The 14,228-nt window shown below is 72.1% G+C and carries 9 protein-coding genes; 5 read left to right on the top strand and 4 right to left on the bottom strand.

Features of this window, described 5'->3' with window-relative positions; translation table 11 throughout:
- Positions 1-174 precede the first annotated feature (174 nt).
- The 3 genes from E4U92_RS16815 (at position 175) to E4U92_RS16805 (ending at position 3,608) form a co-directional block, all read left to right on the top strand.
- Positions 175-1,494, top strand: a complete 1,320-nt coding sequence (locus E4U92_RS16815; protein ID WP_137301237.1) for a pectate lyase family protein — start codon at positions 175-177, stop codon at positions 1,492-1,494.
- Positions 1,495-1,585: 91 nt separating this feature from the next.
- Positions 1,586-2,716, top strand: coding sequence for a pectinesterase family protein (locus tag E4U92_RS16810; protein WP_137301236.1), 1,131 nt, complete (start codon positions 1,586-1,588; stop codon positions 2,714-2,716).
- A 94-nt stretch (positions 2,717-2,810) separates the two neighbouring features.
- The gene (locus tag E4U92_RS16805; RefSeq protein WP_137301235.1) at positions 2,811-3,608 is read left to right on the top strand and encodes an HAD family acid phosphatase; all 798 of its coding nucleotides are present in this window, start codon (positions 2,811-2,813) and stop codon (positions 3,606-3,608) included.
- Positions 3,609-3,749: 141 nt separating this feature from the next.
- Here E4U92_RS16805 and E4U92_RS16800 read toward each other — a convergent pair whose 3' ends face one another.
- A complete protein-coding gene (locus E4U92_RS16800; RefSeq protein ID WP_137301234.1) occupies positions 3,750-5,198 on the bottom strand; it encodes a peptidoglycan D,D-transpeptidase FtsI family protein in 1,449 nt (482 codons plus the stop codon).
- A 280-nt stretch (positions 5,199-5,478) separates the two neighbouring features.
- Between E4U92_RS16800 and E4U92_RS16795 the strand changes: the two genes are divergently transcribed.
- Together E4U92_RS16795 and E4U92_RS16790 are read left to right on the top strand one after the other, a co-directional pair.
- Positions 5,479-6,438, top strand: a complete 960-nt coding sequence (locus E4U92_RS16795) for an ROK family protein (protein ID WP_137301233.1) — start codon at positions 5,479-5,481, stop codon at positions 6,436-6,438.
- 382 nt (positions 6,439-6,820) lie between these two features.
- Positions 6,821-8,446, top strand: coding sequence for a cellulase family glycosylhydrolase (locus E4U92_RS16790; RefSeq protein WP_137301232.1), 1,626 nt, complete (start codon positions 6,821-6,823; stop codon positions 8,444-8,446).
- A gap of 355 nt (positions 8,447-8,801) precedes the next feature.
- On the opposite strand, the gene E4U92_RS16785 is transcribed toward E4U92_RS16790, so the two are convergent.
- From E4U92_RS16785 to E4U92_RS16775, 3 genes are all read right to left on the bottom strand, one after another.
- Positions 8,802-10,532 (bottom strand): PA14 domain-containing protein, encoded by a 1,731-nt coding sequence (locus E4U92_RS16785; RefSeq protein WP_137301231.1) that lies wholly within the window; start codon positions 10,530-10,532, stop codon positions 8,802-8,804.
- A 134-nt stretch (positions 10,533-10,666) separates the two neighbouring features.
- On the bottom strand, positions 10,667-11,695 hold the full coding sequence (locus tag E4U92_RS16780) for a LacI family DNA-binding transcriptional regulator (RefSeq protein WP_137301230.1): 1,029 nt from the start codon (positions 11,693-11,695) through the stop codon (positions 10,667-10,669).
- On the bottom strand, positions 11,692-14,121 hold the full coding sequence (locus E4U92_RS16775) for a glycoside hydrolase family 2 protein (RefSeq protein ID WP_137301229.1): 2,430 nt from the start codon (positions 14,119-14,121) through the stop codon (positions 11,692-11,694). Before E4U92_RS16775 ends, E4U92_RS16780 begins: the two co-directional genes overlap by 4 nt.
- Positions 14,122-14,228 lie beyond the last annotated feature (107 nt).

Below are 14,228 nucleotides of genomic sequence, written 5' to 3'. Positions count from 1 at the left end.
GCGGTCTGTTTCGTCGCGGGGTGCGGGCCGCCCCTGGCTTGTCGCGCAGTTCCCCGCGCCCCCTTGGGGCAGGTTCGTGCACGCATCTCGTGAGGGCGGCCGCCGCCGCACCTTGCGAGTGACACCCCGTCCAGGCAAGTCCAGAGACGTTCCGAGAAGAGAGAGCCGCACACGATGAACGTACAGAAGTGGCATGCGCATGCCATGACGCGGGCCGCCGCGGTGGTCGGCTGCGCCGCCCTCGCGCTGTCCCTGACCGGCACGGCCGCCCAGGCGCACCCCCGCGACCCCGCCCGGCAGGTGCTGGGCGCCCAGGACGGCTGGGGGGCGTACGGCACCGGGACCACCGGCGGCGCGGTGGCCGACGCGGCGCACGTGTACACCGTCACCACCTGGGCCGAGTTCAAGGCCGCCCTCGCCGCCGGCGGCGACGCGCCCAGGATCATCAAGGTGAAGGGCGTCATCGACGCCGTCTCCGAGGGCTGCGACGCCTTCGCCGCACCCGGCTACGACTTCGACGCCTACCTGGCCGCGTACGCGCCCGAGACCTGGGGCCTGGACACCGACCTCAGCGCCGAGCCCGACGACAGCCCCGAGGGACTGCGGCGCGCCTCGGCCGCCCGGCAGGACCAGTCCGTCAAGGCGAACGTGCCGTCCGACACCACGATCATCGGCGTCGGCCGGGGCGCCGGCTTCAAGGGCGCGAGCCTGCAGATCAAGGCCGTCGACAACGTCATCGTCCGCAACCTGACGTTCGAGAGCCCCGTCGACTGCTTCCCCCAGTGGGACCCGACCGACGGCAGCAAGGGCAATTGGAACTCCGAGTACGACACCGCCGTGGTCTACGGCTCCACCCACGTCTGGCTGGACCACAACACCTTCACCGACGGCAGCCACCCCGACAGCGCCGCGCCCACCTACTTCGGGATGCTCTACCAGCAGCACGACGGCGAGCTGGACATCGTCCGCGGCGCGAACCACGTCACCGCCTCCTGGAACGTCTTCACCGAGCACGACAAGACGATCCTCATCGGCAACAGCGACAGCGAGTCCACCGCGGCCGGCGACCGCGGCAAGCTCAAGGTGACCTTCCACCACAACCTGTTCGAGAACCTCGTCGAGCGCGCCCCGCGCGTGCGGTTCGGGCAGGTCGACTCCTACAACAACCACTTCGTGGCGGACGAGGACTACTCCTACAGCTTCGGCATCGGCAAGGAGTCCCAGCTCGTCGCCGAGCACAACGCGTTCACGCTGCCCGAGGGCGTCGCCGCGGGCAAGATCCTCAAGCGCTGGAACGTCTCACCGGTCACCGCCGACGACAACTACGTCAACGGCAGGCGCGTCGACCTGATCGCCGTGCACAACGCGCAGATCCCCGCCGAGACCCTCCAGCCGGGCGCCGGCTGGACCCCGGCCCTGCGCACCAGGGTCGACCCGGCGAGGGCCGTCCCCGGGATCGTCGACCACCGCGCGGGCGCCGGCCGCCTGCGCTGACGCCCCGCCCCGGCCGGCCGGGGCGGACCGCACCGCCTCCCCACCCCGGAGGCGTCCGCCCCGGCCGTACCTTCCACCAAGGAGCAGCAGCATGTCCTCGCCCCCCGCGCACCCGTCGTCCTCCCGCAGGCGCTTCCTCCTGGCGAGCGCCGGGGCCGGCGCCGCGCTCGCGCTGACCGCCGCGCCGTCCTGGGCCGGCCCGGGGCGGCGCCCGTTCGGCCGCTTCGGGTCCCCCGCCGCCCGCCTCACCCCGCAGACCCTGTACGTCGACCCCGCCGGCCGCGGCGACCACCCCACCGTCTCCGCCGCCGTGGCCGCCGCGTCCGGCAGCGGCTGGACGCTCGTCCTGGCGCCCGGCACCTACCGGGAGACGGTCGCCGTCTCCGCCGCGCGCACCGGGGCGACCTGGATCGGCGCCTCCGAGAACCCCCGCGACGTCGTGATCGTGTACGACAACGCGGCCGGCACCCCCAAGCCCGGCGGCGGCACGTACGGCACCACCGGCTCGGCCACCACCACCGTCCAGGCCGACGGCTTCACGGCCCGCTGGATCACCTTCGCCAACGACTGGCTGCGCGCCGACCACCCGGACGTCACCGGCACCCAGGCCGTCGCCCTGAAGGTCCAGGGCGACCGCAGCGCCTTCTTCCACTGCCGGTTCCTCGGCCACCAGGACACCCTGTACGCCGACTCGACGGCGCTGACCGCCTTCGCCCGCCAGTACTACGCCCACTGCCACGTCGAGGGCGACGTCGACTTCGTCTTCGGCCGGGCCACCGCCGTCTTCGAGCACTGCCGCTTCCGCACCCTGGACCGCACCGATCTCGCGTCGGCGCCCTACGGATTCGTGTTCGCCCCCTCGACCGCCGGGGCCGACCCGCGCGGCTTCCTGGTGACCCACGGCCGCATCAGCAGCGCGGCCCCCGACGCGGCGTACAAGCTGGCCCGCCCCTGGGTGCCCAGCTCCGACACCACCGCCCGCCCGATGCTCACCGTGCGCGAGACCCGCCTCGGCCCCGGCATCGACGCGGTGGCACCGTACGCCGACATGTCGAGCGCCCACCCGTGGCAGAGCCAGCGCTTCGCCGAGTACCGCAACACCGGCCCGGGCGCCGTGATCACCGTCCCCGCGAACCGCCCCCAGCTCACCCGGGCACAGGCCGTGTCGGCGACCCGTGAGGCGTACCTCGGAGACTGGGCGCCCTGGACGGAGGGCCCCTGACCCGGGGAGTCCGCGCCGCACAAGCGGGCGCTTGACCCGTTTTTTGCCCGGCGGGTCTCGCGTCCGCCGGGTGACGCGCGTAGAAAAGCATGTCATGCATAAGTCACTGCGTCTCGCGGCGATCGCCGCCACCTGTGCCGTCGCCGGAGCCGCCCTGTACGGCGCCGGCGCCGCCACCGCCGGCCAGACCACGGCCAACTCCACCCACGAGCCCTACAACATCGGGCTGCTGGTGAAGGACATCGACGCCTACTACGGCACGGCGGCCGACGCCGACGGCGTGTACCAGGCCTCCCCGACCAGCCCGTACGCCCAGGACCTCGCGTCCGTCGACCGGGCGGCGCGCGCGTACATCGACAAGGCAGCCCGCAAGGCGCTGCACAAGGGCGATAAGCCCGCCGTCGTCTTCGACATCGACGACACCCTGCTGCTGAGCCTCGACTACGAGAAGCGCTACAACTACACCTACAACTCGGCGAGCTGGGCGGCCTACGTCAACCGCGCCGACCGCCCGGCGGTCTTCGGCAGCCCGGAACTCGTCCGCTACGCCGCGTCCAAGGGCGTCGAGGTCTTCTACAACTCCGGGCTCAGCGAGGCCCAGCGCTCCGCCGCCGTGGCCAACCTCAAGAAGGTCGGTGTCGACGTCGATCTGGACGCCGACCACATGTTCCTGAAGAACACGGCCACCCCGCCCGCCTACCTGAGCGCCTGCGCCACCCCGGGCACCTGGACCTGCACGACCGTGCAGTACAAGTCCGGCACCCGCGAGCACATCGAGCGGGACCTGGGGTACGACATCATCGCCAACGTCGGCGACCAGTACTCCGACCTCGAGGGCGGCTACGCCGACCGGACCTACAAGCTGCCGAACCCGACGTACTTCGTCGGCTGAACGGCGGGCCGAGGTCCCGGGAAGATCGTCGGGACGCGACCCGGAAGCGTGGCAGCGGCCAACCGCGCTGTTCGTACGGATCTTCGAACACCGTGTGACAGCCCGAACCGCTTCCGGGCGCGCCGCGCCGATCCGCTCTCCCTACCGCAGGGCCGCCTTCATCATCGCCCGGGCCACCGGGGCCGCCAGGCCGTTGCCGCTGACCTCGGAACGGGCCGCGTCCGACTGCTCGACCATGACGGCCACGGCCACCTGCTTGTCCCCGGACGTCGCGTAGGACGTGAACCAGGCGTACGGCGTCTTGCTGTTGTTCTCGCCGTGCTGGGCCGTGCCCGTCTTGCCGCCGACCGTGACGCCGGCGATCCGCGCGTTGGTGCCGGTGCCCTCCTCCACCACGGTCTGCATCGCGGAGCGCAGTTGCCCGGCGGTGCGGGAGCTGACGATGCGGGTGGTGCGCGCCCCGTCGTCGTAGTCCTCCAGGGTGTCGCCGCCGCCGTCGGTGATCCGGTCGACCAGGTGCGGCGCCACCAGCTTGCCGTCGTCGGCCAGCGCCGCGGAGACCATGGCCATCTGCAGGGGAGTGGCCGTCACGTCGAACTGGCCGATGCCGGTCAGCGCGGTCTGCGCCCGGTCCATGTCCGCGGGGTACACGCTGGGGTACGCGCGCACCGGCACGTCCTGGGCGGTGTCGTTGAAACCGAACTTCTCGGCCATCGCCCGTACCTTGTCCTGGCCCAGGTCGACGGCCATCTTCGCGAAGACGGTGTTGCAGGAGTACTGCAGGGCGACCCGGATCGAGGCGTTCGTGCAGGGCGCCGAGGCGCTCTCGTTGCGCAGCGGGGTCACCGTGCCCGGCAGGGTGTACGGGCTCGGGCTCGTGGTCGGCTCGTCGACGGACGAGTACAGCCCGTCCTCCAGCGCGGCCGCCGCGACCACCAGCTTGAAGGTCGAGCCCGGCGGCAGCGGCTGGCGCAGGGCGCGGTTGGTCAGCGGCTTGCCCGGGTCGGCGTTCAGCCGCTTCCAGGCGCCGCCCGCCGTGTCGGCGTCGGTCAGTGTCGACGGGTCGTACGACGGGGTCGACACCGCGGCCAGGATCCGGCCGGTCTCCGGGTCGATCGCGACGGCCCCGCCCTTGGTGTCGCCCAGCGCGTCGTACGCCGCCTTCTGCACGTCCGGGTCGATGGTCGTGACCACGTTGCCCGGGTCGGCCCGCTTGTTCGTCAGGGTGTCCAGCACGGTCTTCAGCCGGGTGTCGGTGCCGTTGAGCAGGTCGGCGTAGATGCCCTCGAGCTGGGTCGGCGCGTACGCCTGCGAGGCGTAGCCCGTCACCGCCGCGTACAGCGGGCCGTCCGTGTACGTGCGTCTGTACTTCAGGTCGCTGCCCTCGGTGACCGCCGAGCCGGTGACCGCCCGGCCGGCCACGACGATGTTCCCGAGCGGCTCCGCGTACGTCTGGATCGCGTTGCGCCGGTTGTGCTGGTCGTCCGCCAGTGCCCGGCCCTCGTAGAACTGCACCCAGGTCGCCCGCACCAGCAGGGCGAACACCAGGAGCAGGGTGAAGACCGAGACACGCCTGATCGTCTTGTTCATCGCATCCGGAAGGACGAACGGGGTGATAGCGAACGTTCCCGGGCGCCCGGATTCTCATCGGACGTTCATGGAACGGCCGGCGTGTCCGGTCCGGCCGGGAGCGCGCAGTCGGTGGCACCGTGACCGAGGATCGGGGTGCTATACCGGTTCACTTGAAAAGGCCCTAGGGTGATGTCGTCACGCGTTCGCGAAGTCGCGTACGGCCGTGGAGGCCGACTCGGTGAGACAACGATGTCAGGCCGGTGTGCCGAAGAGTGCCCGCGCCGCCGTCCGGAGAGGAATGAGCACACCCATGTACGCAGCTCTCGACATAGGCGGCACCAAGATCGCCGGCGCGCTCGTCGACGAAGCGGGCTCGGTCGTCCGCAGGGTCGAACTGCCCACCCCGGCACGGGAGTCGGAGGCCAGGCTGGTGAGCACCCTGGACGCGGTGATCGACGCGCTGGCGGCCGAGCCGGCCTGGTCGGCCGTCCGCGGTCTGGGCATCGCCAGTGCGGGTCCGGTCGACACGGCGGCCGGCACGGTCAGTCCGGTGAACATCCCGGCGTGGCGGGAGTTCCCCCTGGTCGAGAGCGTCCGCTCCCATCACGCGCTGCCCGGCTCCATCGAGCCGGTGCTCCTGGGGGACGCCGTGGCGGTGGCCGCCGCCGAGCACTGGCGCGGTGCCGCCCGGGGCGTGGACAACGCGTTGTGCATGGTCGTCTCCACCGGCGTGGGAGGCGGCTACGTGCTGGGCGGGCGTCTGTACCCGGGCCCGTCGGGCAACGCCGGCCACATCGGCCACATCTCCGTGGACCTGGACGGGCCGCCCTGCGCGTGCGGGGCGCGCGGATGCCTGGAGGCGTACGCCAGCGGAACGGCGATCGCCCGGCACGCCCGGCGGGCCGGCTGGGAGCCGCCGCCGGGGGTGCCGGCCACCGCCGCCGCCGTGGCGGCGTCCGCGCGCGAGGGCGACGAACGGGCCCTGGCCGCGTACGACCGGTCCGCCAGGGCGCTGGCCGCCGCGATCGCGGGCAGTGCCACGCTCCTCGAGATCGAGGTCACCGTCATCGGCGGAGGCGTCGCGCAGGCGGGCGACACGCTGTTCGCGCCGTTGAGGCGGCACCTGACGACGTACGCGACGCTCGACTTCGCCCGCCGTGTCGAGGTGCGTCCCGCGGCCCTGGCGCAGGACGCGGGCCTCGTCGGCGCGGCGTCCGCGGCGCGCCGGCGGGCCGCGGTGGCCGGTGCCACGACCTGACGAGCCGCACCCCCGGCGGCGCGTCGGACGCGCCGCCGGGGGTGCGGTCCCGGGCAATACCGGACTGCCTACTTAACCGGTTCGGTCAAAAGCGTTGCCCGGGGTCCGCAAGCGCCCCTAACCTCAGCGGTGCGAACGGGGCAGGAATGCGTTCAGCGCAGTGAGCCCGCCGTCCGCACCGGTCGGATGCCGTACGTACGCAGGGGACCCATCCGCGCCCGGCCGGGCACCGAGAGCCGTTCATATGAGGCGGCGCACCACCCTGCCCCACCGCGCCGCGCACCGCTGCCACCGCGCGGCAGACGACCACAGGGACACGAGCGGGCCGGCACGGCCCGACAGGACCGCCGTGCCGCCCTCGACCGAGCCGGGAGCATCATCGATGAGAAGACCACTGGCCGCCGCGGCCACAGGCACCGCCCTCGCCGTGTGCGCCGCTTTCCTCGCGGGCGCACCCCAGGCCCAGGCCGCGGACACGACTGCCGGGTTCCACGTACAGGACGGCCGGCTGCTGGACGCGGGCGGCAAGGACTTCGTCCTGCGGGGCGTCAACCACGCGCACACCTGGTACCCGGGCCGCACCGCCCAGGCGCTGAAGGACATCAAGGCCCAGGGCGCCAACTCCGTGCGCGTGGTCCTCGCCACCGGCGACCAGTGGACCAGGAACGACGCGGCGGACGTGGCCGGCGTGGTCAGCCAGTGCAAGGCGAACCGCCTCGTCTGCATCCTGGAGGCCCACGACACCACCGGCTACGGCGAGGCGGGCGCCGCCGCCCCGCTGTCCAAGGCCGTGGACTACTGGCTCGGCGTCAAGAGCGCCCTCGTCGGCCAGGAGAAGTACGTCCTGGTGAACATCGGCAACGAGCCGTACGGGAACACCGGTCACACCTCCTGGACCGCCGACACCAAGACCGCCATCGGCCGGCTGCGCGCCGGCGGGATCGACCACACCCTCCTGGTGGACGCGCCCAACTGGGGCCAGGACTGGTCCTTCACCATGCGGGACAACGCAGCCGGCGTCTTCGCCGCCGACCCCGACCGCAACACCGTCTTCGACATCCACATGTACGGCGTGTACGACACCGCGGCCGAGGTCAGCGACTACGTCGACCACTTCGTCGCGGCGAGACTCCCGCTCGTCATAGGCGAGTTCGGCAACATGCACTCCGACGGCGACCCCGACGAGGACGCCATCATGGCCACGGCCCAGGCGCGGGGCATCGGCTACCTGGGCTGGTCCTGGAGCGGCAACGGCGGCGGGGTCGAGTACCTCGACCTCGTGCAGGGCTTCGACGCCACCCGGATGACCACCTGGGGACAGCGCCTCTTCGACGGCGCCGACGGCATCAAGGCCACCGCCAAGGAAGCCGGTGTCTTCTCCGACGGCGGCGACACGACCGCGCCCACCGCTCCCGGCACCCCGACCGCCTCCGACACCACCGCGAGCAGCGTCCGCCTGAGCTGGCCGGCCGCCACCGACGACACCGGCGTGACCGGTTACGACGTCGTCCGCGTCAGCGGGTCGACCGAGACCACCGTCGCCACCTCCGCCACGACCGGTGCCACCGTCACCGGGCTGAGCCCGAACACCACCTACACGTTCGCCGTGTACGCGCGCGACACCGCCGGCAACCGCTCGCCCCGCTCGGCCACGGTGACCGCCGCGACCCGTCCGGGCAGCACGACCGGCGCGTGCTCGGTCAGCTACCGGCTGAGCGACTGGGGCAGCAGCTTCAACGCCGACGTCACCGTCCGCAACACCTCCGCGCAGGCCGTCGACGGCTGGACCCTCGACTTCTCCTTCCCGGCGGCCCAGCGGATCAACTCCGTCTGGAACGCCAGGGCCACCCAGAGCGGCAGCGCGGTCCACGTCACCGACGAGTCCTGGACGAAGACGATCCCGGCGGCCGGCTCGGTCGGCTTCGGGTTCAACGCCTCCTCCACGCCCGGGACCAACGGCGTCCCCGCCGCCTTCGTCCTCAACGGCACCACCTGCACCGTCTCCTGAACCGCACCGCTCCGGCCCGCCGGGCCCGCACCCCGGACCGGGTGCCGGCCGCCGTCACCCGGTCGAGGGTGACGGCGGCACGGGAGGGCAACCCCGAGAAGGGCTCAGTCGCTCTGGGGCGTGGTCTTCGCTTCCCCACGGGGCCCGTCCGACTCGTCCTCCTCGGCGGTCAGGTCGGCTGGGTCCGGAGCGCCACTGCTCCACGCGACGGGCGGTGTCGGTGCCGTGATCGTCTGCGGTTCGTCGGAACCCGGGTGGACACTCGGCTGGGATCCCGGTGCGTGGGACGGCTGCGCTTCATCATCGGAGTTCGTCATGACGTGTGTGTTCCCGTCGTTCTCGATCCGATTCCCTGTCAGCCGGCGGCTGGTGCCTCCATCCGCAGCCTCGGTGACTGGCTCGTCGACAATCTGGTTCCGTCCTTCGCGACGGCGACGAGCACGAAGTCCAGCTCCTGCGTGAGGAGGTAACGCCATCTGATGCTCGTGGTGTCGCCCGGAACGGTGTCGGTCGTGTAGGTGTAGAACCACCCCTCCTCGGCGGGTGAGGTGGCCGGGTGCCAGACGCCGCTGTGCAGCTCGTAATGGTCGACGTCGCCAGAGGCGCTCGCAGTCCAGCGGAAATCCACACGGCGGCCGTCCGAGACACCGGTGAAGTCGGTGGCGGGCATCGGCGCGGCCGGAACGGCCAGGGGGACGATCGCGCTGGGCAGCGCCCGCAGGGATGCGGAGAGGTACGGCTCCACGGCGAAGAAGTTCGTCCCGCCGGGGGTCACCTCGGCGACGCAGCTGTAACGGAAGTGATCGCCGTCATCGGCGTACTTGAGGCTGATGCAGTACTGCGGTGGCGTCGTCTCCTCCCATGACGGAGTGCCGACGCCGCGCAGGAGGCGGATCTGGTCCCCGCGGATGGCGAAGGTGTCCTTGGGCAGGCTCCACTGCAGGAGTGCTCGGTTGTCACCCTGGTAGGCGGCGGTGACGTCGGTCGCCCGATGCTCCCAGAAGGCGTCGACATGGACCTCGTCGCCGCTTCCGGCGGGTCGGACGTTCCCGGCGGCGTCATAGGCCTCGACGCGGTACCACACAGCGGCGCCGGTGACAGGTACGTAGTCGGTGACCGAGGTACCGGTGGTGACGGCTGCTTCGGACCACTTCCATTGTCCGTCCACGAGGAGCTGATGAAGCACCCGGTAGCGGACGGCATCAGCAACCGGCTGCCAACGGACGACATAGCTTTCCCGGGTGCGGTCGGTTCCCATGGCGACTGTCGCCACCACACGTGCGGGCGGGGTCTTGTCGACCGTGGTCACACCTCGAGCGGCACTTCCGGAGGAGGTGTTGCCCGCCTTGTCGTAGGCGCGGATCTCGTAGGCGTAGGTGCTGCCGGTGGGGGGCGGGATGTCGGTGTACGAGGTGGAGGTCGTCGTGACGAGAGGCGCGGCAGGGAAGGGTTCGCCCCGGAGGCGCCGGTAGACGCGGTAACCGGCGAGATCCATCTCCTTGTTCTTCGCCCAGGCGATTCTCGCCCTGCCCGTGACCTTGTCGTACGTGGCGCCGAGACCGGTGGGGACGAGCGGCTTGACCTTGTCGACGTCGGCCGTGGTGCGAGGCGCGTAGGCGAACTTGGCGTTCGCCTGGCCGGTCCAGTTCACGAAGTCGATCCGCAAGGAGTGCTGTCCCGCGGGAATGGCGACGTTGACGGCCTGCTTCCGAATCGTGGAAACTTTCTTCCAGAGATCGACCTTGCGGACGCCGTCGAGGTAGACGCGGATGCCGCCGCGGGCTTCCGCGGAGAAGGCGAAGGGCCCCCCGGAGCCGAAGTCACGGGTGACGGTCCAGCGCACGCCGAAGTTGTCCTTGGGCAGCCCGCGGGCCGGTGCGCCTGACCAGGACTCACTGATGGCGCTGTCGCAGTCCGTCTTCTTGGGCGTGCCCGAGAAAGCGGTGGTGGCGAAGAACTGCCGCTTGAAGACGGGGGAGGTGCAGCTCGTCGAGGCGGAGGCGGAAGCGGAGGAGGCCGTGAGCAGGCCACCCACCGCCGCCATCACCACGGCGGTGGCCACCACGGTGCTTCTTGCTGGTCTCATACGGTCCTTCATTCGGTCTCGGTCCGTTCCGGCGATCAGCGGAACGGCTCGCTGCCAAGACCGACAGGCGAGGCGCTTGGTTGTACGGGCGGGCCCTTCGCCCGCCCCGGACCGCGGGCGTCCGAGCGACAGCCCTACCCGCGTGGTGGAGCCGTCGACGCGCGCGGTACGAGCGACGGAGTGGCCACCGGCCGGGAGACGACGTCCTGCCCGGCGATGACGTCGAACAGCACCCGGGTGACCTGCGCGCCGAACCCGTGCACGTCGTGGCTCATCGCCGACAGCGTCGGATGGGTGAGCCGGCACAGCTGCGAGTCGTCCCAGGCGAGCAGCGACAGCTCGTCCGGCACCGAGACGCCCATCTCGGCGGCCACGCCCAGCCCGGCGACGGCCATCAGGTCGTTGTCGTAGACGATCGCCGTGGGCCGGTCCGCCGACAGCAGCAGGGACCGGGTGGCGCGGGCGCCCTCCTCGCCGGAGAAGCCGGTCTCCACGTGCGGACGGCCGTCGAGGCCCAGGGCCGCCATCGTCTCCTCGAACGCCTTCGCCCGGATGGCGCTGTGCCCCAGCCCGGCCGGACCCCCCACGCGGGCGATCCGCCGGTGGCCGAGAGCGGCGAGGTACCGCACCGCTTCGGCCACGGCGACGGCATCGTCGGTCCACACCGAGGGGAAGCCGCCCGTGAGCGTCGGGTGACCCACCGCCACGGCGGGCAGCCCCAGCTCGCGCAGCGGACCGGTCCGGGGGTCCTCCTGGTGGAAGTCGACCAGGATCGACCCGGCGATCTGACGCTCCCGCCACCAGGACTGCTGGAGCCGGGTCTCCTCTTCGAGCGATCCCACCAGGCGCAGCAGCAGGGAGCAGTTGCGTTCGGCCAGCACGCTCTCGATGCCGGAGATGAACTCCATGTAGAAGGGTTCGAGGCCCAGCAGCCGGGCGGGCCGGCAGATCGCCAGCCCGATCGTGTCGACCGACTGGCGTGACAGGCTGCGCGCCGAGGAGTTCGGCGCCCACCCCAGTTGCCGGGCCGCGGCGAAGATGCGGGCACGGGTGGCCTCGGAGACGCCCGGCTTGTCGTTGAACGCGAGCGAGACCGCGCCCTTGGAGACACCGGCCGCCGCGGCGACGTCCTTGATCGTCACCCGCTCGGTCGGTGTGCTCACGCCGGTTCCACGCAGAAGAGCGCCGCCTGCACGGCGTTGGCACCGGTCTCGGCCGCGCCCCGGACCCGCAGCCGCACGCTCTCACCGGGCAGCAGGGTCTGCAGGCCCGCGTCACAGGTGGCGTCGGGGCCGAGCCGGTCGGCCTGGAGGAGGAGGTCGCGTACCAGGGTTCGTGCTGTCACCACGACCTCGACACTACCCGCCTCGTCCTCGGCCCGGGACCGCACGACGACGTCGTAGCCGGGTGCCGGGTAGGCGAAGTCCAGGTCGGGGACGGGGAAGTGCAGGGCGCGCAGTCCGTCGGCGTCCGCGACCAGGAACTCCTTCGCCGTCGTCGGGTCCGGGAGGAGGCCGCGCGGGACGACGACGCGGGCGACGGAGTGCGGGGCCGCCGCCGCGTCGAGTCCCGCGCTGCCGAGGACGGTGCCGTCCGCCGTCAGCCGCCGCAGGACGAGGTGCGGGTGCCAGGTCTCGCCGGACTGGTTGATCACGGCGATGACCAGGTGCCCGGCGGGGGCCTCCGGGTCCTCCTGGACGGTGAGGAGGCGGTCCGCGTACACCCGGCGCAGCTCGTGGTAGAGCGGCTTGAGCCGGCCGTCGCCGTCGACGGCCGCCCAGGAGCTGACCGGCCAGCAGTCGTTGAGCTGCCAGACGACGGTGCCCGCGCACACGGGCCAGTGGGAGCGCCAGTGCTCGATGCCGGCGGCCACGGCCCGGGCCTGGACCACCTGCGCGAGGTAGTGCCAGCGGTCGAAGTCGCCGTCGGGGAGGGCGAAGTGGCGGGCGATCCCCCGGTCGAGCTTGCCGTTGCCGTCCTCGGCCTTCTGGTGGTGCAGCATCCCGGGGGAGCCGGGGGCCGGCTCCTCGCCGGGGAGCGCGCGGCGCAGGGTGGCCACGGCGGGCGGCGCCTGCCAGCCGAACTCGGCGACGAACCGGGGCACGCTGTCGCGGTACCCGGCGTAGTCCCGCCGGTTCCACACCTCCCAGGAGTGGTGGGTGCCGTGCGCCGGGTCGTTGGGGTGGTGCTCCCAGGAACCGGACCACGGGCTGCCCGCGGTGTAGGGGCGGGTGGGGTCGAGTCCGGCGACGACGCGGGGCAGGAGGTCCAGGTAGTAGCCGCCGCCCCAGGAGTCGCCGGCCAGCGCGGGCTCCCACTCCCAGTCCCTGAAGCCCCACAGGTTCTCGTTGTTGCCGTTCCACAGCACCAGCGACGGGTGCGGCATGAGGCGGACGACGTTGTCGCGCGCCTCGGCCTCCACCTCGCCGCGCAGCGGCTGCTCCTCGGGGTAGGCGGCGCAGGCGAACAGGAAGTCCTGCCAGACCATGAGGCCGAGCTCGTCGCAGGCGTCGTAGAAGGCCTCGTCCTCGTAGATGCCGCCGCCCCAGACCCGCACCAGGTCCACGCCCGCCCCGGCCGCCTGGCGCAACCGGGTGCGGTACCGCTCGGGCGTGACGCGGGAGGGGAAGACGTCGTCGGGGATCCAGTTCACGCCGCGCGTGAAGAGGCGCACGCCGTTGACCACGAAGGTGAACCCGCTGCCGTGCGCGTCGGGGGAACGGTCGACGTGGACCGTGCGGAAGCCGATCCGGCGCTGCCAGGAGTCCAGCGGCCGGCCCCGGTCGTCCTCGAGCACCAGGTCGAGCCCGTACAGCGGCTGCTCCCCGTGTCCGCGCGGCCACCACAGGGAGACGCCGGGCACCTCCAGGGTGACGACGGCGCGGTCACCCGCCACCTCCGCACGCGCCTGCCGGCCCGCGACCGAGGCCCGCAGGGCCAGGCGGCGGCCGGCCCCCGAGGCCGTGCGCTCCAGGCCCACGTGGATCTCCACGCGCCCGGTGCCGTCGGTGACCGTCACCAGCGGCCGCACGTCCGACAGGCGGGCCGTCGACCACCGCTCCAGCCGGACCGGCCGCCACATGCCGGCGGTGACCAGGGTCGGCCCCCAGTCCCAGCCGAAGCTGCACGCCATCTTGCGGATGTACTGGAAGGGCTCGGGATAGACGTTGGGCCGCTCACCGGTCAGCTCCCGGACGGCGTCGGCCTCGTCGTAGGCGGACGCGAACCGCACGTCCAGCGTCCCGGCGGCGCCCGTCACGTCGAAGCGGTAGCGGCGGTGCATGTTGCGCGTGCGCCCCAGCTCGCGACCGTCCACCGTGATCACGGCCGCGGTGTCGAGGCCGTCGAAGACCAGGTCGGTGCGCTCGTGGCCGTCGCTCCCCGTGTCCCGCGGGTCCAGCGGGCGGCTGTACGTCCACGCCCGGCGGCCCACCCACGCGACGTCCAGCTCGTTGAGTCCGAGGTACGGATCGGGGATCACACCCGCGGCCAGGAGATCGGTGTGCACGCAGCCGGGCACCTGCGCGGGCAGGCGTGTTCCGTCGTGCTGGAGAGTCCACTCCCCGGTGAGCGGGATGACGTCCTTCATGTGCGGCTCCTCGTGGCGGCCGGCCTGGGTGCGTACGACGCTGGTCGGACAAGAACGCCCCCAACCTAACCCGCGGTGATTAACCGGTCTAGACCCTGCCCCTGAAT

The sequence above is a fragment of the Streptomyces galbus genome, assembly GCF_005280195.1.
Classification (GTDB): domain Bacteria; phylum Actinomycetota; class Actinomycetes; order Streptomycetales; family Streptomycetaceae; genus Streptomyces; species Streptomyces galbus.
The sequence above is the reverse complement of the archived record's forward strand: the minus strand, read 5'-3'. Positions and strand labels throughout refer to the sequence as shown.